Below are 24768 nucleotides of genomic sequence, written 5' to 3' on the forward strand. Positions count from 1 at the left end.
ATGTATCGACGTATAGCTGCGGTTTTTTTAGGCGACAGCTTTGCAAAAATAATTAATATAGGGATTTCCCTATATCTAATAAGCTGGTTGTCGCTATCAGAATATGCATATTATACTATTGTTTTTACTTCCATTATGATGGGGTATCAAGCTGCCTGCGGAATAATTGAGCGGCTATACATTACAGATTATGATAATTATAGAAATCATGAGATTTCAAGTGGTTTTATAATCTCTTTACCAATTGGATTTTTATTGCTTGTTTATGTTTTTGTGGTGTCAGATTTCGCTGCAGCGATTTTGTTTTTGGCTGGCTATGCAGGATACGTATGTTATCAAATACTAAGAATATCGGTTCAAAAGAAAGAGTTTTTTAAAAAATTCATTTTATTTGAGTTCTCGAGAACATTAATCTGGGCGTTGAGCACTGCGCTTTTAGTGGCAATTGGCGTGCGGACGGCAGATTACTATCTGCTGGCGTTGATTGTCGCCGCATGGATCATGGTAGTTGGCAGCCGTGTTGCCAGCTCGTTTAGATATGCTCCGGCAAAACAGATATCTACAATGCGCCAAGGCTTGACATATATTAGATCAAGCTCAGATGTCGTAATCTACTCACTGTTGACGGCGACTATGCCTTACTCTGCCGTTATCTTCGCGAGCTTGTTTAGTAGTAATGAAGCAGTCGCAACGTACGGTGCGGCAATGCGTTATCAGGCGATATTCTCAATGATTGTTTATTCTATAAATGTAGTGCTATTGCCTAGAATGGCTAGCGATAGTCAACACGCTCTGAGAGTGCTCGTGAGCGATGTTTATGGAAAACTTCCTTACTTGCTGGTCGCGGTTTTGATCGCGGTGGGTGGGATATGGGTGGCAATGCCCGCTGTTGGAGCACAGAAGTATCCTGGCGCTCAAATTGTTTTTTTGATATTTGTTGTGTGCTCAGTCTGTTCACTGCTATCTGCGCCGGCTGCAACATATTTATTAGCATTAAAAAAATACCGAGAAATGCGAAATTGTATTTTTCTTGGAAGTTTAGGGGTGCTCGTTAGTCTGCCAATTTTTCTATCTATTAGTAAGTTTTATGGCTCGGCATTGGCAAGTTGTTTTGGCTACATATGCTGCTGTATTGCCCTTCTTCATCATATGAAAAAAGCAAAGTGAAAATATTACTTATTACTTATTACTATGAGCCATATGTCGGCGCGCATGCTTATAGGTGGACCCAGATTGCGAAAGTTTGGGCTGCTGCTGGGCATGACGTGGACGTAATCGCAGGTCGGACAGAAGATTGCACACGTGAGGTAAGAGAAGGCGTCAATATTGAACGTGTTGGAATAATCCGTCGGCAAAGTAATGAAAAACCAATTGTTAGCGAAAATCCTTTAAGGAAACAACGGATAGGCTTTGCAAAATTAATAGGGGAACTAAAAAAAATCTATAGGTTTTTCTTCTGGCCTGATGGGTTATGGCATTGGTTGCCTTTTCTGCTGGTATCCCTATATAGACGGAGGAAGAATAACTATGATCTGGTTATAAGTTATTCACCGACTTTTTCTGCGCACATAGGAGGCCTTTTTTTTAAAAAAAATTCTAAAACTAGTGTTGCATGGATCGCGGACTACGGAGATCCTTTTTCTACATCCGAAACAATGCAGCCGAATAACTTTAAGCTTTACCGTAGGCTAAATAATTGGATAGAGTATTTGGTGATTTTTTCGGCTTCATATGTGACGGTAACAAATCAGAGTACTAGAAGTGAATATTTAAAACGCTTTGCAGTCGGTTTAAATAAAATTAAATGTGTTCCGCATGCCGTAGATATTAGTGATTTCTATTGCGAATCGCGAAATGTAAGTGGGCTAAAGAAATTTGTTTATGTAGGAGCTTTTCATAAAGGTATTCGAGAGCCTTACGAAATGCTCAGGTTTTTTGATGAGGTTTACAGGAAAAGTCGCGCGGATTTTGAGCTTCATATATATGGCCCGCTAAACTCTTGTACTATTGACTTCTCTCGCTATAGTAACATTTTTTACCACGGGGTCGTTGCGCGAGATAAAGCAATAGCTGTCATGAAAGAAGCTGATGTGCTCGTAAATGTTGAGAATGAAAATTGCTCTATGACTCCGAGTAAACTTGTAGAATATATTGCGACCGGTAAGCCTATAGTAAATTTTGCCGGAGCTGATGGATGCTCTGAATTGCTGCATAAGTATTATCGATCAGGCTATTTATTTGTTCTAAATGGTGCGGAAGATGTTGTGAAATTTTTTGAGTTTATAGAGTATGTTCATAGTAGTAATAGCCTGCATGATGTTCGAGAATTTTTATTGGATTACGACATAAACGTCATTTCCTCGGTGTTTTTATCGATGTGCAGTTCTCACAATGACTAAAGGCGCTAACGAAATATTTGCGTTGAGGGTTATGTGCTTTGCATTGTCAGTCATAATTTTTCAAGCTGTTTTTTTAATTGATTTGAATTATTATTATAGTCTAGGTAGTTCATATATTAACATCCCGGACCATGAGTATTACGTTGGAGTGGTGGCCGGTGGTGAGTTGTTAAAAAGCCTTTCGTCTCTAAATAACTATTCAATCAGCGTGTTTTATTATTATGCGCATAAAGTTTTTGGTGTGGATCTTGTATTGATCTCCCTGGTAGTTAATTTTGTGGTCCTGATTGTTGCGTATGCAAAGATAGAAAGGATGTATTTTTCCATCTTGGGCAGATTCTTGCCGTTGATATATTGCTTCGCCCTGACTGCCGTGCTTCAGTTTTCGGTGTTGATAAATAAGGACAGCTTCAGTGTGCTCTTCTATGTGGTCTTGCTTTCTTTCCTTTTGACTCGAGCTAAATTTGATATCTTTTTAATATTAATACTTGCGCCTATGCGTATTCAGTATGTAGTGATACTAGTGCTTCTGTGTTTTCTTTCTGGAGTATCTAAAGAAAGTCGGCTTAAGGTTTTATTGAGAGTCATTTTATTGTATTTTATTTGTTCGACGGTTTCTCTTTTTTTAGAGCGTCATGGTATTTTGTTGTCTCATGATAACTATGCTGATGGTGGAGTTTCTCGTTGGATATCTATACTAAATGCTAATTATTTCATTGGGTCTTACGTGTTGAATTGGATTAAGCCAGTGCAATATATCTATGACTTATATAGAGGGGCGCATTTTGATTGGTCAGTTATTGGTGCTTGGGTTTATCTATCAAGGCTTACTTTGTTCTTTTCAATAATTTTATTTGGATACTCGTTTTTTAAATTGGTATATATGCCATGGACCTATCGGCGGGACAGGGTGTCTTATTCTTTGTCAATTTTGATTTCAGCTTTTTTCTTGGTTTATATGATATCCCCCGTAGTGCACTACAGGTATTTTTTGGGCATAGCGCCTGTTGTTTTGTTTTCTTTATTTTATTTAACAGAACAGCAAAAAAACTCGCCTAAGTTTGCTTTTTTTCAGGGGGTTTCGTGAAAATTGTTGTGAATGCTTTCTCTGCTAAGATTGGTGGTGGTAAAACATATCTACACAATCTTCTACAGAACTTGCCCCAAGAAGATCTGCAAGTCTATATATTTGGCTATGACGATTTAGAATCGCTTCAGGCTGAAAATGTTCGACGAGTGCGCACGAGGTTCCCTGTTTACAACCCGCTTCTAAGGTTGTTGTGGGAGTATTTTATATTGCCGCGGTGGCTTTCAAAATTGGACGCAGATATTTTGTTTTGCCCGGGCGGTCTGGTAAATACAAAAGCACCTAAAAATTGCCGGGTAGTTACCATGTTTCGAAACATGCTACCGTTTGATGATCAGGCACTGGCTATAGCTACGTCACCTTGGTTAAGGCTCAAAAACTATCTGCTAAAAAAACGAATGCTTTCCAGTATGGCGTCAGCTGATCTGGTGATCTTTATTTCAGAGTACGCTCGTTGCGTGATTGAGAAGAAAATAAAGGTTAAGAATGCTGTTACCATCGCTCATGGAATTGGCGACCCTTTTTTTGTGGCGGATAAGTTTTTAGCGCGTCCGCCGCTTCCATTCGAGCAGAAGTATATTCTATATGTTTCGAGATTTGAATTCTATAAACGGCATCTTGAATTGGTTCAAGCATACGCACGTTTAAGTCAGGATTTGCGTGATGAGTATAAACTACTGATGGTCGGCGGCGGCGATGGGTTAGTGGCCAAGAAGGTTGATGATTTCATAGTCGATAATAAATTGAGCAGGGATGTGTATGTTCTTGGAGAGTACAAGTACTCCGAGCTACCTGCTCTGTATAAAAATGCGAGCTTGTTCACTTTTGTGTCGGCTTGTGAGAACTGCCCGAATATTCTTCTGGAGGCCATGGGGGCTGGATTGCCGATTATTTCATCCAGTTACGATCCTATGCCGGAGTTTGGCGGAGACGCAGTTATGTATGCGTCTCCAGAGGATCCGGATCAATTGGCTTTAAGTATTGCAAGTGCTCTGTCTGATCCTCAAATGCTAGCCACACATTCAGATAAAGTCGCTATCAGGGCAAAATCTTTCAAGTGGTCTAAGACAGCTGAACTAACTTGGGCTTCGCTTTTCAAGGTTGGAAGGCCGTGAAAATATTGTTGGTGTCTCAATACTTCTGGCCTGAAACGTTCATAATCAATAGCCTTGCTAAAGTATTGGCTGATCAGGGACATCAGGTACACGTTTTTACCGGAAAGCCAAACTATCCTGAGGGAATAATATTTCCAGGATACAATTCGTCTGGCCTAGTAGAAGAGCTCTATGCGGGTCAGATACCAGTTTTTCGGATACCATTAAGACCTCGCGGGCGCGGCGCTAAAGGCCTGATTTTAAATTACTTCTCTTTTGTCGCTAATGGTCTCTGGTATTTTCCTAAGTTCTTACGTCAAAAAGATTCTAGCTACGACGCAATTCTCGTTTATGCGCCTTCGCCAATTCTTTCTGTGCTGCCTGCAATCTTATTAAGATGGAAAACTAAGGCTCATCTTGCCGTATGGGTCCAGGATCTTTGGCCTGAGACACTTAGCGCGACAGGCTTTGTGACTAATCGTGTTTTGTTATGGCTGGTTGGACGTGTCGTTAAGCTTATATATATGTTTAGCGATACGATTTTGATTCAGTCAAGAGCTTTCAAGTCTTTCGTTGCTCGATACGCTGATTCAGATAAGATCATATACTACCCTAACTGTTACTCGCTGGGGTCGGAGGCTGCGAGCTGCCCCGAGGAAACAGTATCCGACGAATTCCTTGAATTTATGGATCATAACTTTTGCGTTGTTTTCGCGGGTAATCTGGGTTCCGCTCAGTCATTAGATACTCTCGTCGCCGCAGCTGTGAAGTTGAAGGCCATTCCTGAGTGCAAGATTGTTGTCGTTGGTTCCGGTAGCAAATCTGCGTGGTTAGAGAAACAAAAAATAGATTTGACTCTGGATAATATGCTTTTGGTCGGCCGATTTCCTTCATCTGAGATGCACAAGTTTTTTGCTCGCTCATCGGCACTGCTTGTCACATTAAGTAAGAGAGAGGTATTTAGTTTAACTGTACCCAGCAAAATACAAGCATATCTCGCTGCAGGCCGCCCTATAGTCGCAGCTCTCGACGGTGAAGGCGCAAGAATTGTGGAAGAAGCAGGGGCGGGATTATGTTGTCCGTCTGAAGACGCCTCGGGCTTGGCTTGTTCCATTGAAAAGCTCTTTAATATGTCAGCCGAGAAACGAGATGAGATGGGACGGGCTGGGCTACGTTATTTTATTCAGAATTTTGAAATAAATAACCAAGCTAAAAGACTGGTCGAAATCATTACAGTGCGAATTGCGAGCAAAGAGGGGAGCCAATGAGGGTATTAATTTTGGGTGTTACGGGCATGTTGGGTAGTGCCCTGTTCAAGCATTTTTCAGCAGCGGCCGAGTTAGAGGTTTGGGGAACCCTTCGTAACGCTCGGGGAGTGCGGCATTTTCATGAATCGATGCACCAGCGTCTGCTATGTGGTGTAGATGTCCTTGATCAGGACTCGCTGGTGTCGGTCCTCTCACGTGTACGTCCTGCGGTCGTTATAAACTGCGTTGGCCTCATCAAGCAGCTCGCTGACGCTCAAGATCCGCTTTCTGCATTGCCCATAAACTCGATGCTACCTCATCGCTTGGCGTCCTTATGCGGCCTGCTCGAAGCCCGGCTTATCCACATCAGTACAGACTGCGTTTTTTCCGGCCGAAAGGGTATGTATGTGGAAAAGGATATATCCGACGCAGAGGATCTGTATGGAAAGTCTAAATATATAGGTGAGGTTGGCGGTCTTAGAAATTCAATTACGTTGCGCACCTCTATTATTGGGCACGAACTTGACTCTCAGCTTTCGCTGATTGATTGGTTTTTGTCACAAACTGGCTCTGTAAAAGGCTACGCCAGAGCCGTCTTTTCCGGATTGCCGACCGTCGAGATAGCTCGGGTGATAAAAAGCTTTGTATTGCCGTGTCCAGAGCTCTATGGGGTCTACAATGTGTCCGCGGCGCCTATTGACAAGTTTTCGTTGTTGAAGCTTGTTGCTGATGTTTACGGTCACTCAATTAATATTGTGGAAGATCGTTTGGTCTGTATAGATCGTTCATTGGATTCGACTCGCTTTAAGAATGCGACGGGCTATGTCCCTCCGTCATGGCCTGAACTTATTAGGCTAATGCGCGATTGCCGGTAATTTGATAATAGAGGTTTATTATGTTTGATAACAAAGTTTTAATGATTACCGGAGGTACCGGCTCGTTTGGTAATACGGTGCTAAAGCGTTTCCTCGATACTAATGTCAGAGAGATCCGGGTATTCAGCCGGGACGAGAAGAAGCAAGAAGATATGCGAATTGCCTTGGCCAATGACAAGGTCAAGTTTTATATAGGGGACGTGCGCGATTACGATAGTATTTCCCAAGCCCTGGTTGGTGTTGACTATATTTTTCATGCGGCGGCTTTGAAGCAGGTACCTTCCTGCGAGTTCTACCCTATGGAAGCGGTCCGCACCAATGTCATCGGTACGGAAAATGTGCTGAATGCGGCGAATGCTACTGGCGTCAAGCGCGTAGTTGTGCTCAGTACGGATAAAGCGGTTTATCCTATTAACGCCATGGGCATCTCTAAAGCCATGGCGGAAAAGCTAATGGTTGCTAAATCTCGGATGATTCCTGAGTCGGGCCCCGTTATTTGTGCTACTCGCTACGGTAACGTGATGGCTTCGCGTGGTTCAGTTATTCCCCTATTCATCAGTCAGCTCAAAAGTGGCGAGCCGCTGACCGTTACTGATCCGAACATGACTCGTTTTTTGATGTCGCTGGAAGACTCTGTCGATTTGGTTCTGCATGCGTTTGAGCATGCAGAGCAGGGTGACATTTTCGTGCAAAAGGCCCCCGCCTCTACAGTGGCGGACCTTGCGCAGGCGCTTAAGGATCTGTTTTACCGTGACAACCCGGTTAACGTTATTGGCACTCGGCATGGCGAAAAGCTGTATGAGTCGTTGATTTCCCGTGAGGAAATGGCAAAAGCCGAAGATATGGGTCGCTATTATAGAATCCCTGCAGACAATCGTGACCTAAACTACAAGAAGTTTTTTGTCGAAGGTGAGCAGCATATTTCTGAGCTGGACGACTATACCTCGCACAATACCGATCGCCTTAGTATTCAGGGTATTAAAGACGTACTGCTTAAGCTGGATTACATTCAGGAGCAGCTCAATGCTTAAGGTGATGACGCTGGTCGGCACTCGTCCAGAGCTAATCAAAATGAGCCGCGTGATCGCAGAGTTGGATAAGCAGGTCCAGCATGTGCTTGTGCATTCGGGGCAGAACTATGATTTCGAACTGAATCAGGTCTTTTTCGACGATCTCGAGATTCGTAAGCCAGATCATTTCTTAGGGGCAGCTGGAGATACTGCGGCTAAGACTATTGCCGAAGTCATAGCCAAGGCAGACGAGTTGTTCGAGCTGGAAAAGCCGGATGCGCTCTTGCTCTATGGGGACACCAATACCTGCTTGGCAGTTATTGCAGCGAAGCGGCGGAAGATCCCTGTGTTCCACATGGAGGCGGGGAACCGGTGTTTCGATCAACGTGTACCGGAGGAGTTGAACCGCAAGGTCCTCGACCATCTGAGTGATATCAATATGGTACTGACGGAGCATGCGCGCCGGTATCTGCTCGCGGAGGGCATTCGTCCAGAGACCATCATCAAGACTGGCTCGCACATGGAGGAGGTGTTGGATTACTACATGCCGCGCATCCAGGCCTCCGATGTGCTGCAGCGAGAGGGTTTGAAGGAAGATGCTTTCTTTGTGGTCAGTACGCACCGCGAGGAAAATGTCGATACGCCCGAGAATCTGTGCGATCTGCTAGGAACCCTTCGTGCGCTGGCCGATAAGTATCAGTATCCGATCATCGTTTCAACTCACCCTCGTACTCGTAAACGCCTGGAGGTGTTGGGCGAGTCGCTGGACCACCCTTTGATTCGCTTCGTCAAACCATTCGGTTTGCTGGATTACATCAAGCTGCAGATGTCTGCGTTCTGTGTATTGTCGGACAGCGGCACCATCACCGAAGAGGCTTCATTGTTGAACCTGCCGGCCATCACCATCCGGAATGCGCATGAGCGACCTGAGGGCATGGATGAGGGAACCCTTGTTATGAGCGGCCTGAAAACAGATCGCGTGCTGGAGGCAGTACAAGTGGTGACGAGCCAGCATGAGCGGGGGACGCGTGTGATCCCCGTGGTTAAAGACTACCAAGCGGGGCCGGTGTCGAAGCAGGTCGTCAGGGTGGTACTTAGCTACACCGATTACATTAACCGTACGGTCTGGTCAAAAGCCTGAGCAGTGTCGAGGTAGGGAAATGCGCATTTTGTTGACTGGTGCTACCGGCTTTGTCGGCCGTGAGCTACTGGAAAGGATGGTCTCCCACATCGATCTGCAGCCAGTCGCAGTGGTGCGCAATTCCGCAGCAGCGCTCACCAAGGATGTGGCGACCTTCCGAGTCGCAGGGATCGAGGGAGATACAGACTGGCAGCCCGCGCTGGAGGGAGTCGATGCGGTTATCCACTGTGCAGCTCGGGTTCATGTCATGCACGATAGCTCTTCCGATCCGCTTGCTGAGTTTCGTAAGGTCAATGTGGACGGAACGCTGAATCTCGCTCGGCAAGCAGCGCGTGCAGGGGTGCGACGTTTTATCTTCATCAGTTCAATTAAGGTGAACGGTGAGGGTACAGAGCTAGGTAAGCCATATTTTGCAGATTCTCATCCAGCCCCGCTTGATCCCTATGGCGTCTCCAAAATGGAAGCTGAGTATGGGTTACGTGATTTAGCCTCTGAAACAGGGATGGAACTCGTCATTATCCGCCCTGTCCTGGTTTACGGCCCAGGTGTCAAAGCGAACTTCCGCAGCATGATGAACTGGCTTCGCATGGGGGTGCCGTTACCGCTGGGGGCAATACATAACAAGCGGAGCCTGGTTTCGTTGGACAACCTTGTGGATTTGATCGTGACGTGTATCGATCACCCGGCTGCCGCTAGCCAGACCTTTCTTGTCAGTGACGGAGAGGATTTGTCCACGACTGAATTGCTACGGCGCATGAGCCTAGCTCTGGGTAAGCCGGCACGGCTGTTGCCGGTGCCAGCGGCATTGCTTGAAAGTGCTGCCGCAATGCTAGGGAAGAAAAACGTTGCACAAAGGCTTTGTGGCTCGTTGCAAGTGGATATTTCCAAGACGCGTGAGCTGTTGGGGTGGGCTCCGCCTGTCAGCGTAGACCAAGCGCTGCGCATGACCGCAGATCATTATTTGGCGCATAAAGGCTGAATTCTCGTTACCGAAGTACCATTTGACGTAGCGTGGATAGGCTCGCTTCTAGCTTGAGTCTCTAGAGGCATCTCCGGAAAGAAATTTTGAGGGATCGAAGTTGCTGATTTGGTTGCTGCCGATACTTATCGGTGTTTCATTTTGCCTAACGTGGGCACTGCGCCGTTACGCTCTTGCTAGCAGTATCATCGATGTCCCTAATGCTAGAAGCTCGCATTCCGTACCCACTCCCCGCGGTGGAGGCGTAGCCATTGTTTTAACGTTTTTGCTCGCGCTGCTGCTGCTCGAGACCGGCGATTTCATTGAATCACGATCGACGTGGGCGTTGCTCGGGGCTGGCGCCGGGATTGCCATCTTGGGTTTTTTGGATGATCACGGGCATATTGCAGCACGCTGGCGTTTGCTGGGGCACTTTGTTGCGGCTATCTGGGCACTGTTTTGGCTGGGCGGCCTGCCTGCGTTGCCGATCTTTGGCATCACGATTGAACTGGGTTGGTTCGGCCACGCGTTGGCCGCTGTTTATTTGGTGTGGCTGCTTAACCTCTACAATTTTATGGATGGCATCGATGGCATTGCTAGTGTCGAAGCGATCTGTGTTTGCCTGGGAGGTGCTTTGCTGTACGGCCTCACCAGTGGCGTGAACTCGGAAACCGGCGTGCCTTTGTTGTTGGCGGCTGCCGTAGCCGGGTTTCTGTTCTGGAATTTCCCACCAGCGCGTATCTTCATGGGCGATGCGGGTAGTGGATTTCTTGGCATTGTGCTCGGGATCCTCTCCTTACAGGCGGCCTGGGTAGCGCCAGAGCTTTTCTGGGCATGGTTGGTATTGCTCGGTGTATTCACCATGGATGCAACCTTTACCTTGTTGCGCCGTCTGCTACGCCGCGAGAGGGTCTACGAGGCGCACCGCAGTCATGCTTACCAATATGCTGCACGCCACTTCGGCAGCCATTTGTCGGTGACGTTGGGCGTTCTCGCGATCAACGTACTTTGGTTGCTGCCTGTTGCTATCTGGGTCGCGATCGGCGACATGGATGGAATGTCCGGACTGCTCATCGCTTATGCGCCATTGGCACTGCTTTCGTGGAAATATCATGCGGGCGAGCCGGAGGGGGCAGTATGAGTGAGCGAACACTGTTGGTAGTCGGCGCCGGGGGCCATGGCAAGGCCGTTGCAGAGGCCGCATTGCTGAGCGGCAGTTGGCAACGAATCGTTTTTGCTGATGATCGATGGCCTGAGTTGAAAGAGTGGGCTGGCTGGCCCGTAGTTGCTAAGGGCGCGGACATTGTTCATCTTCGGGCATCGGTTCAGGGGGCCATTGCGGCCATAGGCAACAACGGGCTGCGTAGCCGATTTGTTCAAGCTATTGATGCTGCTGGGCTTCCATTGGTATCAATCATTCACCCTCGGGCGTATGTCAGCGACAGCGCTTTGCTAGGCGCGGGGGTTGCCATTATGGCTTGTGCGATGGTTGGTACTGATGCGCGCCTTGGCAAAGCGGCTATCGTCAACGCTAGCGCAACGGTGGATCACGATGCTGCTCTTGGTGATTTCGCTCACCTAGGCGTGGGCGTTCAGTTGGCAGGCGGAGTGCACATTGGCGCGCGTGCCTGGCTGCAGGCCGGGTGCTGCGCTGGCTATGGCGTCAAGGTTGCCGATGATGCTGTGCTGGCTCCCGGTGCCGTTTTACAGGCCATCTAAAGGTACTTGAGTTAACCGTTCTACTTCTCGAAATCGCTGAGGCTCCTCGATATTCGAGATAGCCCACTCAGGAATGAGGAATTGGTGTGTTGAGGTTGGCTGAGAAATTAAGGGCTCGGTTGGTGTGCTTGCCTAGGCAGCAAAAGCGTCTGATTCAGGTTTCCGCGGATGTATTGTTGGTATGGCTAGCACTGTGGCTGGCTTTCCTCATTCGTCTAGGTAACGCGAGTTTTGTAGACCCTCTGGGCGGTCATGCTTGGCTATTCGTCATTACACCACTGCTGTCGATACCGTTCTTTATCCGGTTCGGCATGTACCGTGCAGTGATGCGTTACTTCGGTAATGATGCATTGATGGCAATCGCCAAGGCCGTGACGCTTTCGGCGTTGCTGCTTTCGCTGGCGGTGTATTGGCGCAGTGACGCACCCAAGGTCATTCCACGCTCCATGGTGTTCAACTATTGGTGGCTTAGCCTGGTGTTGATCGGCGGGTTGCGCCTGGTGATGCGCCAGTACTTTATGGGTGACTGGTTTTCTCCGGATTCGCTCACCAAGTTCAAAGGGCGTGACGCGGGGTTGCCTAAGGTCGCCGTCTACGGGGCCGGTGCTGCCGGTAACCAGTTGGTCGCGGCGTTGCGTTTGGGGCGGGGCATGAGGCCGGTCGCGTTTATTGATGACGACCCTAATCTCTATAACCGGAGCATTGCTGGGCTGCGGGTATATTCACCCAAGCATATCCAGCAGATGATCGACGAGACGGGGTGTAACGAGATTCTGCTGGCGATTCCTTCGGCCTCGCGGGCGCGCCGTCGCGAGGTATTGGAAACGCTGGAACCCTATCCGCTGCACGTACGCAGCGTTCCGGGTTTCATGGATCTGGCCAGTGGGCGGGTAAAGGTCGAGGACATCCAGGAAGTGGACATCGCCGACCTGCTCGGGCGCGATGCCGTGCCGCCGCAGCAGGCGCTGTTCGAGCAATGCATTCGCGGCAAGGTGGTCATGGTGACCGGCGCGGGCGGCTCGATCGGTTCGGAGCTGTGCCGGCAGATCATTTCCAACAAGCCCAAGGCGCTGCTCCTGTTCGAGCACAGCGAGTTCAATCTCTACAGCATTCACATCGAGCTGGAGCGGGCGATAGAGCGCGCTTCGTTGCCGATCAAGCTCGTGCCGATTCTGGGGTCCATTCGCAATCCGGATCGTCTGTTGGATGTGATGCGTACCTGGCAGGTGGAGACGATCTACCACGCGGCGGCCTATAAGCATGTGCCGATGGTGGAGCACAACGTCGCCGAAGGCGTTTTGAACAACGTGCTGGGCACGATGAACACGGCCCAGGCCGCTGTGCAGGCAGGTGTGGCCAACTTCGTGCTGATCTCCACCGACAAGGCGGTGCGGCCCACCAACGTGATGGGTAGTACCAAGCGCGTCGCGGAGATGATCCTACAGGCGCTGAGCCGCGAGACGGCGCCGGTGCTGTTCAATGCGGACGGGGCGGTGCATCACGTCAATAAGACGCGCTTCACCATGGTCCGTTTCGGCAATGTGCTGGGCTCTTCGGGGTCGGTGATTCCCCGGTTCTATCAGCAGATCCGCAGCGGTGGTCCGGTGACGGTGACCCACCCGAAGATCACACGCTATTTCATGACCATTCCCGAGGCGGCGCAGTTGGTGATCCAGGCCGGCTCTATGGGGCAGGGTGGCGATGTGTTCGTGCTGGACATGGGCAAACCGGTGAAGATCGCTGAACTGGCGGAGAAGCTGATTCACCTGTCTGGCTTGAGCGTGCGCTCGGAGAAGTGCCCGCACGGGGATATCGCGGTGGAATTCACCGGCTTGCGGCCCGGCGAGAAACTGTATGAAGAGCTACTGATCGGCGACAACGTCAGCCCCACCGAGCACCCGATGATCATGCGCGCCGACGAGGAGTACTTCACTTGGGACGTGCTGCGCGGTGTACTGGCAAAGCTGCTCAAGGCGGTGGAGCAGGATGATTACCCGCAGGTTCGAGTACTGCTGCGTGAGGTGGTGAGCGGTTATGTGCCTGAGGGTGAGATTGTTGATCTGATTTACCAGCAGCGGCGGGTCGGGCCGACTGAGTAGTGGTTTTGGTTGGCGGGCTGCCGCCCGCATTCGCCGCGGGGGCGCGGCTCCCACAAACAAAAGCAGGTCACTGCGGGCGGCGGGCGCTTTGGTTTGCTTTTGGGCTTTTAATTCTGTGGGAGGCCCGGCCTCGGGGCGAAGCGTTTGGCTCTTGGCTGGGTAGAAGCCCACATTCGCCGCGAGGGCGCGGCTCCCACAAACAAAAGCAGGTCACTGCGCGCGGTAGGCGCTTTTGTTTGCTTCTGGGCTTTTGATTCTGTGGGAGGCCCGACCTCGGGGTGAAGCGTTTGGCTCTTGGCTGGGTAGGAACCCCGCATTCGCCGCGAGGGCGCGGCTCCTACAAAACGTGCTATCTGTCTGGCCCGTCCATCCACTTCGGTTTCGGATAGCGGCGGTCGGCTTTGCCGGCCTTGAGCACGGCGCCGGGGACGTCATGGCCGACCAGCGCCGGCAGGCTGGCGGCGCATTGCACAAGCTTGTCCAGGTCAACACCCGTGTTCAGGCCCATGCGCTGGAACATGTGCACCAGGTCCTCGGTACAGATGTTGCCGCTGGCGCCGGGTGCGTAGGGGCAGCCGCCCAAGCCGCCGAGCGAGGCGTCGAAGCGGTCGATGCCGGCATTCATGGCAGCCAGCGCGTTGGCCAATCCCATGCCACGGGTGTTGTGAAAGTGCGCGGTGAATACGGCGTCGGGCCATTGGGTCGTTGCATGGCGGCAGAGGCGCTCGACCTGTGCCGGGTCGGCCATGCCGGTGGTGTCGCACAGGGTGATGCCCTGCACGCCGATGTCCAGCAGGCGCTGAATGAGTTCGACCACTCGTGATTCGGACACCTCGCCTTCGAAGGGGCAGCCGAACGTCGTCGACAGCGAGGCGTTGATGAATACGCCGCTGCCGCGCGTCACCTCGATGATCTCGCGGAACTGAAGCAGTGATTGCTCCGGCGTCATGCGCAGATTGGCCATGCCGTGTGTGTCGCTGGCGGACATCACCAGATTGATCTCGTCTACGTCGCAGGCAATGGCGCGCTCGCAGCCCCTGACATTGGGTACCAGCACGGTGTATTCGACACCCGGAGCCCGCCGTATGCCGCGCATCACGTCTTCTGCGTCGCGCAGGTTGGGTATGGCCTTGGGCGAGGTGAAGGACGTGACCTCGATCTTGGCCAGCCCGGTTTCGGAGAGGCGATCGATCAGCGCGATCTTGTCTTCGGTGGGAATGAAGTTGGGCTCGATCTGGAAACCATCGCGGGTGGCGACGTCCTGGATGTAGAGGCGTTTTGTCATGGTCATCTCCGTTGGGTGCCAGGCGCGGCGTTGTGGTTCATGGCGTTGGTGGTGGAACGTTTGGCGCTGGTAAAAACAGTGTTCTGCCTGTTTAAAAGCAAAAGCTTCGCCCCGGGGCGGGCCTCCCACAGAAGATCAAAAGCCTTGCTCTGGGGTGTTATCTCCTACAGTGGGCGGCATCCGTGCCGCTTTTGTTTTTGTGGGAGGCCCGCCCCCGTGGCGAAGGCGAGCTTTCTGCCCGCTCAAGAGCAAAGCTTCGCCCCGGGGGCGGGGCTCCCACAGAAGGTCAAAAGCCTTGCTCTGGGTGGATCTTCTACAGCGGGCGACATCCGTGCCGCTTTTGTTTTGTGGGAGGCGCGACCTCGCGGCGAAGGCGAGCTTTCTGCCCGCTCAAGAGCAAAAGCATCGCCCCGAGGTCGGGCCTCTCACAGAGGGTCAAAAGCCTTGCTCTGGGGTGTTACCTCCTACAGAGGGCGGCATCCGTGCCGCTTTTGTTTTGTGGGAGGCGCGCCCCGCGGCGAAGGTGAGCTTTCTGCCCGCTCAAGAGCAAAAGCATCGCCCCAAGGTCGGGCCTCCCACAGAAGGTCAAAAGCCTTGCTTGGGTGATGCTGGAAGGTTTGGGCTCCATAGAGGAGCCAAAGCACTCGTCGCACTGCTTTTGTGGGAGGCGCGCCCCCGCGGCGAAGGCGAGCTTTCTGCCCGCTCGAGAGCAAAAGCTTCGCCCCGGGGGCGGGGCTCCCACAAAAAGCAGAAGCTCTGTGCACCGCGGGCGTTCAGATGACTCCTCTTTCGCGCAGCCCTTGGCGTTGCTCGTCGGTGAGGCCGAGGCCCGCCAGGATGTCTTCGGTGTGCTCGCCCAGTTGCGGGCCGCCGGTGCCGATACGCCCGGGCGTGCGGCTGAGCTTGGGTAGCACGCCTGGGACCTTGAGCGGACCGGCGAAGGTCTGCACCTGCTCGATCATCTGTCGTGCCAGGTAATGCGGATCCTTGACGATATCGGCGGCGGTATAGGGGTAGCCGGCCGGGACGCGCGCCGCTTTGAGCGCTTCGATGACGTCGTCGCGGCTGTGCTGAATGGTCCATTCGCCGATGGCGGCATCGATCAGTTCGGCGTGCTGGGCGCGACCGTCGTTGTGCGCAAAGCGCGGGTCTTCGGCCAGGTCCTGGCGACCCATCAGGGTCATCAGGCGCTTGTAGATGCTGTCGCCATTGCCGGCGATCAACACGTAGGCGCCGTCGTTGCACAGGTAGGAATTGGACGGCGTGATGCCTGGCAAGGCACTGCCGGCCGGTTCGCGCACGTAGCCGAAGGCATCGTATTCGGGCACCAGGCTTTCCATCATGGCGAATACCGATTCATACAGGGCGACATCGATTTCCTGGCCCTTGCCGCTGCGGTTGCGCTCTTGCAGGGCGAGCAGCACGCCGATGACGCCATACAACGACGACAGCGAGTCTCCGATGCTGATGCCCACGCGTACGGGTGGCTGGCCCGGATAGCCGGACAGGTGGCGCAAGCCGCCCATGGCTTCGCCGATTACGCCGAAGCCGGGCAGGTCGCGGTAGGGGCCGGTCTGACCGTAGCCGGAAATGCGCAGCATGATCAGGCGCGGGTTGAGCTTGGACAGTTCGTCCCAGCCCAGCCCCCAGCCTTCGAGGGTGCCGGGTCGGAAATTTTCCACCAGTACATCGGCCTCGGCGACCAGCCGACGGACGATCTGCTGGCCCTCGGCGGCCTTCAGGTCGAGCGTGACGGACTGTTTGTTGCGCGACTGCACGTGCCACCAGAGTGAGGTGCCATCCTTGAGCTTGCGCCATTTGCGTAGCGGATCGCCCACACCAGGCGGTTCGATCTTGACCACTTCGGCGCCGAATTCGCCGAGCATCTTGCTGGCGAAGGGGCCGGCGATCAGCTGGCCCATCTCGACGACCTTGAGGCCTTGCAGCGGCAGGCCGTTTCCATTCTGTTCGTTCATCGCAACACCTGTACCGGGTCGAATCATATGCGCAGGATGACCGAGCGCCGCGCCGCGGACAATTACCGAATAGCCAAGGCTGGTTTCGTGAAGCACGAAGGCTATCAGCTGATGCCTTTCCGCTTCTGGCGGTTTATGGTGGCCGCTTCGTAACCTGCGAATGCGAGAGCCAGCCATGCGGCGTGTCGATTTCGTTACCCTGCGCCTGTTCGTTGCCGTAGCCGACGAGCGCAGCCTTACCCGTGCCGCCGAGCGCGAGCATCTGGCGCTCGCGGCGGTGAGCAAGCGCATCAGTGATCTCGAGGGCCAGCTCGGTGTGAGTCTGCTCTACCGCCAACCCAAAGGCGTGGAATTGACGCCCGCCGGCCATGCCCTGCTGCATCACGCGCGCAACCTGCTCGACGGATTGCAGCAAATGGATGCCGATCTCAGCGAATTCAGCCAGGGCGTGAAGGGGCATGTGCGTATCCATGCCAACACCTCGGCGGTGATCGAGTTCCTGCCGGAGGATCTGAGCGCCTTTGCGCGGTTGCATCCTGAGGTGAAGATCGACCTGGAAGAGCGCGTCAGCAGCGACACCCTGCGTGCGTTGCGCGAAGGCTTGACCGACATCGGAATCTTCGCCGGGCACATGCCGGCCGAGGATCTACAGGTGTTCGGCTATCGCGAGGACAGTCTGGTGCTGGTCACGCCACGTGAGCACCCGCTGGCCACTCGGCAACACATCGCCCTGCGCGACGCCGCTGGCTTCGACTTCATCGGCCTGCAACAGGACGCCTCGCTGCATGCTTTGCTGCAGCAGGCCGCGCAGCAAGTGGGCACGCCGTTGCGGCTGCGCATCCAGGTACGCAGCTTCGAGGCCATCTGCCGGATGATCCATACCGGGATGGGCATCGGCGTGTTGCCCGAGCAGGTGGTGCGCAACTACCTGCCAGCGCTGGATGTGGAGGTCGTCCCGCTGACCGACGCCTGGGCGCGGCGAGCACTAAAGATCGGCGTGCGCAATCTGGAAAGCCTGTCGGTTACCGCGCGGCAGATGCTCGAGCACCTCACCGCTCGCGAAGGCAACCGCTGAAAAGTGGCGAAAAGCGGCGCAGATTTTCGGCGGCCTTCGCCAGTAACGAAGCCCCGCTTGGCCAAATATGAATGTCGCCAGCAAAGGACAGCGGGGTAGAGTCGTGCCAGCTATCCGGCTCACACAACTACAAAACGGAGCTTTTCCATGGCACGACTCACCCGTGGTATCACTCATCTGCTCGCCGCCTCGGCCCTGTTCAGCGTTTTTGCCGTGCAGGCAGCCGATCCGATCCTGATCAAGTTCTCCCATATCACCGCCGACAGCACGCCCAAGGGGCAGGGCGCACTGCTGTTCAAGAAGCTGGTGGAGGAGCGGCTGCCGGATCAGGTCAAGGTGGAGGTGTATCCCAACTCATCGCTGTATGGCGATGGCAAGGAGATGGAAGCCTTGCTGCTCAACGAGGTGCAGATGCTCGCACCGGCGCCGTCGAAGCTGGAGCAGTACACCAAGCAGCTGCAGCTGTTCGACTTGATGTTCCTCTTCGATGACGTCGCCGCGGCTCAGCGCTTCCAGCAGTCGGACAAGGGCAAGGCCATGCTCAAGTCGATGGAAGACAAGGGCATCACCGGGCTGGCTTACTGGCTCAACGGCATGCGCCAGTTCACGGCGAACAAGCCGCTGCGTGAGCCTGGCGATGCGCGCGGGCTGAAGTTCCGTGTGCAGCCTTCGGACCTGCAGGCGGCACAGTATTCCGCGTTGCGCGCGGTTCCGCGCAAGATGGCCTTCGCCGAGATCTATCAGGGCCTGCAGACCGGCGTGGTCAACGCCCAGGACAACCCCTGGTCGAACATCTACAGCCAGAAGTACTACGAAGTGCAGAAGTACATGACCGAGTCCAACCATGGCATCGGTAACTACCTGCTAATCACCAACACCCAATTCTGGAACGGCTTGCCGGCGCCGGTGCGCACCGAGCTCGAACAGATCATCGAGGAGGTGACCGTCGAGGTGAACAAGCAGGCCGAAGCACTGAACGAAAAGGCCAAGCAGAACATCATCGACACCGGCAAGAGCGAAATCCTGATGCTCACCGAAGAGCAGCGCAACGCCTGGCGCGACGCGGTACGCCCGGCCTGGAAAAAGTTCGAGGCGGAAATCGGCACCGACCTGATCGAGGCAGCCGAGGCGGCGAATCAGGCGCAATAAAATCCAGCGCTATGCGTCTCCTAGCTTTGGTGGGAGGCGCGCCCCGCGGCGAATGCGGAGGTTCTGCCTGCTCAAAAGGCAAAAGCTTCGCCCCGAGGGCGGGCTTCCTACAGAAGAGCCGAAGCGCCACCCGCGTCGTTTTTTGTGGGAGGCGCGCCCCGCGGCGAATGCGGAGGTTCTGCCTGCTCAAAAGGAAAAAGCTTCGCCCCGAGGGCGGGGCTCCTACAGAAGAGTCAAAGTGCCGCCCGCGCTGCTTCTGTGGGAGCCGCGACCCCGCGGCGAAAGCGATGGTTCTGTCAGCTCAAAAAGCCAAAGCTTCGCCCCGAGGGCGGGCCTCCTACAGAAGAGCCAAAGCGCCGCCCGCGCTGCTTCTGTGGGAGCCGCGACCCCGCGGCGAAAGCGATGGTTCTGTCAGCTCAAAAAGCCAAAGCCTCGCCCCGAGGTCGGGCCTCCTACAGAAGAGCCAAAGCGCCGCCCGCGTCGCTTTGTGGGAGGCGCGCCCCGCGGCGAATGCGGAGGTTCTGCCTGCTTAGAAGCCAAAGCTTCGCCCCGAGTCGGGGCTCCTACAGAAGAGCCAAAGCGCCGCCCGCACCGCTTCTGTGGAAGGCGACCCCGCGGCGAATGCTGAGGTTCTGTCAGCTCAAAAGCCAAAGCTTCGCCCCGAGGTCGGGGCTCCTACAGAAGAGCCAAAGCGCAGCCCGCGTCGCTTTTTGTGGGAGGCGCGCCCCGCGGCGAATGCGGAGGTTCTGCCTGCTTAGAAGCCAAAGCTTCGCCCCGAGGTCGGGCCTCCTACAGAAGAGCCAAAGCGCCGCTTCTGTGGGAGCCGCGACCCCGCGGCGAATGCGAAGGTTCTGCCTGCTCTAAAGCCAAAAGCTTCGCCCCGAGGTCGGGGCTCCTACATCCCCACGGCGAGTGCCGGCGTTGTCATATCAACGGCAACAGCTCAGCTCGCGGACGTGCCTCCCATTGCATGCCCTGAATCTGCGCCAGCCGCTCTAGCTCTTCGTTGATGGCGCGGCGGTCGCGCTGGTTTTCGACTTTTGCGTCGGCCTCGTCGCGCAGGGCGTGAATTTCCTCGTAAAGGGCGTCGAGCTGCCTATCGCTCGGTTCGCCATGCAGGGCATTCTTCATACAGCGCAGGAGCGTGATCAGCACTTGCGGATCATGGCCGGCGTAGATGCGGATCGGCGCGATTACGGTCTGTAGCAGGCGCCGCATATCCGGTTGCGGGTAGAACAGACGAGCTTGGCCGTCGATGCAGCCGATATCGAAAGACGGCACGCCCCCGAGCCGTTTCAGCAGAACGCCGATAAGGTTGATCGCCCGTATCGCCGTGCCAGGATCGTTGATCGCCGGGCTGATGGCCTTGACCGCAATTTCGGACATCTGCCGCATGCCGTAAGAGACGTTGGCACCGGCGAATTCCTTGTCATGGAAGTCGAAGCAATCGAGCACATCCGCCGCATCGTCTTCGCTCAGCGGCTCGCTGAACTTGATCAGGGGGTGGCCCTCGATCAGGAAGAACCCCGGCTCGACCTGTATCATGGCCAGCAGGCCACGCTTGCGCAGGATCTTGCCCAGGCGGCGTTCGTTCACTTCGCGTAGGTATCCGGGCCGGGCCGCGGGTACGCACCACCATTCGCCAGCCTCTGGCAGCCCGGCGATCCCGGCAATACGTCGGCGGCGATTTTCGAGCTTGGTCGATGCGCCGTTGTAGAGCTGGCTGAGGATCCAGTCGACCTGGATCGATTGCGACACCGAGCGAATGAAGACGACGAACAGCGCCATGCATGACATGCCGAACAGCAGCGCCAGCAGCAGGCCGAGCGCGGGGACGCTGGCCGGGTCGTTCTTGTTCAGCGTGCCGATCAGCAACAGGAAATAGACGATGCTGCCCAGGTAGATGCCAAGGGTCACCTGGTTTCGCGTGTCGCTGACCAGCCCCGGCAGCACCCGTGGTGACAGTCGGGCGGCAGCGCCGTTAAGCACGACCATCACCATGGAAAAGCTGAACACGGTGAGCGAAATGATGCCGGTGATGAGCGTGCCGAGAATTTCGCGGCTGTTGTCGGCATCGGTCAGGCCTGAGGGGAGCTTGTCGCGTAGCGCCGCCGCGGTGGCGGTCGATTCGAATGCCAGCACCAGCGCAGCCAGAGCCGCATAGGCGGCAGGAATCAGCACCGGATAAAGGGCGATGCTGCCCTTGACGCGTTTAACGACACGAAAGAATACGTTGGCTGGATCTGACATCCGCACACTCCGGCACGACGGGCGCACGCCCTGATCATCCTAGGACCACGAACGGCGCCGAAGTACGCCTCGGCCGAAGCGTCTATGCTCTAGAGGAAAGTTAGTTCTTGACGGCTTGCCAGCCAGCGGAACGCTTCGCCCCCGCGTTGCTCGAACTTGGAGTCGCCAGGCGCTCGGTGTGATACGCATGGACGCCTGTGGACAGGGTTATTCAAAAGATAAGAAGACCGACGATTGAGGTATTGCCAATGAGTGCTGCGTCCCTGTACCCCGTGAAACCGGAAGTTGCGGCTCGGTCGCTGACCGACGAGGCCGCCTACAAAGCCATGTATCAACAGTCGGTGGTCAATCCTGACGGCTTTTGGCGCGAGCAGGCGGAGCGTATCGACTGGATAAAACCATTTTCGCGGGTCAAGCAGACCTCCTTCGACGATCACCACGTCGATATCCGCTGGTTTGCCGATGGCACGCTGAACGTCTCGGCCAATTGCCTGGACCGTCACCTCGAAACACGGGGCGACGAGGTCGCGATCATCTGGGAAGGAGACGACCCCTCCGAACACCGCCACATCACCTATCGCGAGCTGCACCACGAAGTCAGCAAATTCGCCAATGCGTTGCGCGGGCAGGATGTGCATCGGGGCGATGTGGTCACCATCTATATGCCGATGATTCCCGAAGTGGCGGTCGCCATGCTGGCCTGTGCGCGTATCGGCGCCATCCATTCGGTGGTATTCGGCGGGTTTTCTCCCGAGGCGCTGGCCGGGCGGATCATCGACGGCAGCTCCAAGGTGGTGATCACCGCCGACGAAGGGTTGCGCGGTGGCAAGCGGATTCCATTGAAAGCCAACGTCGATGAGGCGCTGACCAACCCGCAAACCAGCTGCGTGCAGAAGATCATCGTGGTGCGTCGCACCGGCGGCGACATCCGTTGGCATCAGCATCGCGACATCTGGTACGACGACCTGATGCGAGTGGCCGGCGATGTCTGCGCGCCGAAGGAAATGGGGGCCGAGGAGCCTCTGTTCATCCTCTACACCTCCGGCTCCACCGGCAAACCGAAGGGCGTGATGCATACCACGGGCGGCTATCTGCTCTATGCCGCACTAACTCATGAGCGGGTCTTCGACTATCGGCCCGGAGAGATCTACTGGTGTACCGCTGACGTCGGCTGGATCACCGGTCACAGCTACATCATCTACGGCCCGCTGGCCAACGGCGCGACCACGCTGATGTTCGAGGGCGTACCGAACTATCCGGACGTCAAGCGAGTTGGCCAGATCGTCGACAAGCACAAGGTCAATATCCTTTACACCGCGCCCACCGCGATCCGCTCGATGATGGCCGAGGGGAGTGCGGCCATGGACGGTGCCGACGGTTCGAGCCTGCGCCTGCTCGGTTCGGTGGGCGAGCCGATCAACCCTGAAGCCTGGCACTGGTATTACGAGACGGTGGGCAAGTCACGTTGCCCGATCGTGGATACCTGGTGGCAGACCGAGACCGGCGGCATCCTCATCAGCCCGTTGCCGGGCGCGACAGCTTTGAAGCCCGGCTCCGCGACGCGGCCGTTCTTCGGCGTAGTGCCCGGCCTGGTGGACAACCTGGGCAACTTGCTGGAAGGCGCCACCGAGGGCAATCTGGTCATCCTCGATTCCTGGCCGGGGCAGATGCGCAGCATCTATCGCGACCACGACCGTTTCGTCGATACCTACTTCAAGACCTTCCGCGGCATGTACTTCACCGGCGACGGCGCACGCCGCGACGAGGACGGCTATTACTGGATCACCGGTCGGGTGGATGACGTGTTGAACGTGTCCGGCCACCGCATGGGCACCGCTGAAATCGAAAGCGCCATGGTGGCGCACCGCAAGGTGGCTGAAGCGGCGGTCGTGGGTGTGCCGCATCCGCTTAAGGGGCAGGGGATTTATGTATACGTGACGCTGCTGGCGGGTGAGGAGCCGTCCGAGCAGTTGCGTCAGGAGCTACAGCAGTGGGTGCGCAAGGAGATCGGGCCGATCGCCGTGCCGGATGTGATCCAGTGGGCGCCGGGCTTGCCGAAGACGCGTTCGGGCAAGATCATGCGCCGCATCCTGCGCAAGATCGCCACCGATGAATACGACGCTCTTGGCGATATCTCGACGCTGGCGGACCCGGGCGTGGTGCCGCAACTGATCGAAACCCACAAGCAGATGCGCTTGCGCTGAGCTGAGCGTTGGCAGCGCCGCCACGCCCGGCGGCGCTGCAATTAGTCAACCGTTCGGCAACGCGCTTTGCGCTTGCTGATTGGCGGCGGGCTTTTCCTTCGGCACACCTGCGACGCTCAGCTCTGGAAAGCTGCCGCCAATGAACTCGACACTACGGGTCGGGAGGGCGAACTGGACGCCCATCTCGCGAATGCCATCGAGCAGCTGCAGATTGATTTCCTGCTGGGTATCCATGTACGCGTTGTAGTCCGACACCTGCATGATGTAGACGACCTCGAAGGTGAGCTGGCTGTCGTCGAAGGCGAGAAAGTGGGCACGGTCGAACTTGGCGTTGTCCAGGCCCTCGATGATTCGCTTCACCAGCGCCGAGACCTCACGCACCTTGTCCGACGGGGTGTTGTAGGTGATACCGAACTTGAACACGATGCGTCGCGTGTTCATGCGCTTGTAGTTGTGCAGAATCTGCTTGAGCAGGTCAGCGTTGGAGCAGACGATCTGCTCGCCGCTCAGGGCCCGGATGCGTGTGGTCTTCAACCCGATGTGCTCGATGTTGCCGGCGACGTCACCGAACACGACGAAGTCGCCGATCTCGAACGGCTTGTCCACGCCGATGGACAGGGACGCGAAGACGTCGCTGAGCAATGTCTGCACCGCCAGTGCGATGGCGATACCGCCGACGCCGAGGCTGGCGACCATGGCGGTGATGTCCACGCCCAGGTTGGCGAGGATCGACAGCAGCATCATCGTCCAGATGACGATGCGGATCATGATGCCGATGATCGTCGTGGTGACCGGATTTCGCGCCTTGCCGTCGCGGTTCAGGCTTTCCATCCACAGGCGAACGGCGGTATCCATCCACAACGCGATCTGGAAGGCGAGGGCGATGAACCAGCCATGGGCCATCGCCGATTCCCAGCGATCCGGCAGTTCGACGACCTTCAGTGCGATCAGCAGCGACAGCGCAATGAGTAACAGGTGGCTGGTGCGGCTGAGCATCTCCGCCGCGATGCCCACGAATCCGCTCCTCGAGCCCTTGGCCATCTTTCGCAGGCGATTAGTGATGATCCGTAAGACGGCCTGCAGGATCAGATAGCTGACGACCGTGACGCCAGCGATTATGGCGATGTTGATCCAAAGCCGTTCATTCAACATCACGTCCCAATTCATCAACTGGATTCCTCCGGAGTACGCGCGACCAAG

General features: G+C 55.0%; 19 protein-coding genes. 15 read left to right on the forward strand and 4 right to left on the reverse strand.

Features of this window, described 5'->3' with window-relative positions; genetic code table 11:
- The 12 genes from KCX70_RS08665 (at window position 1) to KCX70_RS08720 (ending at window position 13629) form a co-directional block, all read left to right on the forward strand.
- Entirely contained in the window at window positions 1-1167 is a 1167-nt protein-coding gene (locus KCX70_RS08665) for a lipopolysaccharide biosynthesis protein (protein ID WP_212619916.1), read from the forward strand.
- A complete protein-coding gene (locus KCX70_RS08670; RefSeq protein WP_212619917.1) occupies window positions 1164-2399 on the forward strand; it encodes a glycosyltransferase in 1236 nt (411 codons plus the stop codon). Before KCX70_RS08665 ends, KCX70_RS08670 begins: the two co-directional genes overlap by 4 nt.
- On the forward strand, window positions 2392-3486 hold the full coding sequence (locus KCX70_RS08675) for a hypothetical protein (RefSeq protein ID WP_212619918.1): 1095 nt from the start codon (window positions 2392-2394) through the stop codon (window positions 3484-3486). Before KCX70_RS08670 ends, KCX70_RS08675 begins: the two co-directional genes overlap by 8 nt.
- Window positions 3483-4601, forward strand: a complete 1119-nt coding sequence (locus tag KCX70_RS08680) for a glycosyltransferase family 4 protein (RefSeq protein ID WP_212619919.1) — start codon at window positions 3483-3485, stop codon at window positions 4599-4601. The genes KCX70_RS08675 and KCX70_RS08680 overlap by 4 nt, the downstream gene beginning before the upstream one ends.
- On the forward strand, window positions 4598-5848 hold the full coding sequence (locus tag KCX70_RS08685; RefSeq protein WP_212619920.1) for a glycosyltransferase family 4 protein: 1251 nt from the start codon (window positions 4598-4600) through the stop codon (window positions 5846-5848). Before KCX70_RS08680 ends, KCX70_RS08685 begins: the two co-directional genes overlap by 4 nt.
- A complete protein-coding gene (locus KCX70_RS08690) occupies window positions 5845-6702 on the forward strand; it encodes a dTDP-4-dehydrorhamnose reductase family protein (RefSeq protein ID WP_212619921.1) in 858 nt (285 codons plus the stop codon). The genes KCX70_RS08685 and KCX70_RS08690 overlap by 4 nt, the downstream gene beginning before the upstream one ends.
- 20 nt (window positions 6703-6722) lie before the next feature.
- Window positions 6723-7733 (forward strand): polysaccharide biosynthesis protein, encoded by a 1011-nt coding sequence (locus tag KCX70_RS08695; protein WP_212619922.1) that lies wholly within the window; start codon window positions 6723-6725, stop codon window positions 7731-7733.
- Window positions 7726-8853 carry a non-hydrolyzing UDP-N-acetylglucosamine 2-epimerase gene (gene wecB / locus KCX70_RS08700; protein WP_212619923.1) on the forward strand — a complete coding sequence of 376 codons (1128 nt, stop codon included), beginning with the start codon at window positions 7726-7728 and terminating at the stop codon, window positions 8851-8853. The genes KCX70_RS08695 and wecB overlap by 8 nt, the downstream gene beginning before the upstream one ends.
- A 19-nt stretch (window positions 8854-8872) precedes the next feature.
- Window positions 8873-9832 (forward strand): UDP-glucose 4-epimerase family protein, encoded by a 960-nt coding sequence (locus KCX70_RS08705; RefSeq protein WP_212619924.1) that lies wholly within the window; start codon window positions 8873-8875, stop codon window positions 9830-9832.
- A gap of 100 nt (window positions 9833-9932) precedes the next feature.
- Window positions 9933-10952 (forward strand): MraY family glycosyltransferase, encoded by a 1020-nt coding sequence (locus KCX70_RS08710; protein WP_212619925.1) that lies wholly within the window; start codon window positions 9933-9935, stop codon window positions 10950-10952.
- Entirely contained in the window at window positions 10949-11530 is a 582-nt protein-coding gene (locus KCX70_RS08715) for an acetyltransferase (protein WP_212619926.1), read from the forward strand. Before KCX70_RS08710 ends, KCX70_RS08715 begins: the two co-directional genes overlap by 4 nt.
- Before the next feature lie 95 nt (window positions 11531-11625).
- The gene (locus KCX70_RS08720) at window positions 11626-13629 is read left to right on the forward strand and encodes a polysaccharide biosynthesis protein (RefSeq protein ID WP_212620304.1); all 2004 of its coding nucleotides are present in this window, start codon (window positions 11626-11628) and stop codon (window positions 13627-13629) included.
- A gap of 349 nt (window positions 13630-13978) precedes the next feature.
- On the opposite strand, the gene KCX70_RS08725 is transcribed toward KCX70_RS08720, so the two are convergent.
- Both KCX70_RS08725 and KCX70_RS08730 read right to left on the reverse strand, forming a co-directional pair.
- A complete protein-coding gene (locus KCX70_RS08725) occupies window positions 13979-14914 on the reverse strand; it encodes a hydroxymethylglutaryl-CoA lyase (RefSeq protein ID WP_212619927.1) in 936 nt (311 codons plus the stop codon).
- 773 nt (window positions 14915-15687) lie between these two features.
- Window positions 15688-16890, reverse strand: a complete 1203-nt coding sequence (locus tag KCX70_RS08730) for a CaiB/BaiF CoA transferase family protein (protein ID WP_212619928.1) — start codon at window positions 16888-16890, stop codon at window positions 15688-15690.
- Window positions 16891-17065: 175 nt separating this feature from the next.
- Here KCX70_RS08730 and KCX70_RS08735 point away from each other — a divergent pair, with 175 nt between their 5' ends.
- On the forward strand, window positions 17066-17965 hold the full coding sequence (locus KCX70_RS08735; RefSeq protein WP_212619929.1) for a LysR family transcriptional regulator: 900 nt from the start codon (window positions 17066-17068) through the stop codon (window positions 17963-17965).
- 147 nt (window positions 17966-18112) lie between these two features.
- Complete coding sequence (locus KCX70_RS08740; protein ID WP_021210156.1) at window positions 18113-19114, forward strand: TRAP transporter substrate-binding protein; 1002 nt, start codon at window positions 18113-18115, stop codon at window positions 19112-19114.
- Between the two features lie 924 nt (window positions 19115-20038).
- Here KCX70_RS08740 and KCX70_RS08745 read toward each other — a convergent pair.
- A complete protein-coding gene (locus KCX70_RS08745) occupies window positions 20039-21364 on the reverse strand; it encodes a DUF2254 domain-containing protein (protein ID WP_212619930.1) in 1326 nt (441 codons plus the stop codon).
- A 248-nt stretch (window positions 21365-21612) separates the two neighbouring features.
- Between KCX70_RS08745 and acs the strand changes: the two genes are divergently transcribed.
- Window positions 21613-23568, forward strand: coding sequence for an acetate--CoA ligase (acs, locus tag KCX70_RS08750; protein ID WP_212619931.1), 1956 nt, complete (start codon window positions 21613-21615; stop codon window positions 23566-23568).
- Window positions 23569-23613: 45 nt separating this feature from the next.
- Here the strand turns inward: acs and KCX70_RS08755 are convergent, their stop codons facing one another.
- Entirely contained in the window at window positions 23614-24735 is a 1122-nt protein-coding gene (locus KCX70_RS08755; RefSeq protein WP_212619932.1) for a mechanosensitive ion channel family protein, read from the reverse strand.
- Window positions 24736-24768: the final 33 nt, after the last annotated feature.

Source organism: Stutzerimonas stutzeri, assembly GCF_018138085.1.
Classification (GTDB): domain Bacteria; phylum Pseudomonadota; class Gammaproteobacteria; order Pseudomonadales; family Pseudomonadaceae; genus Stutzerimonas; species Stutzerimonas stutzeri_AI.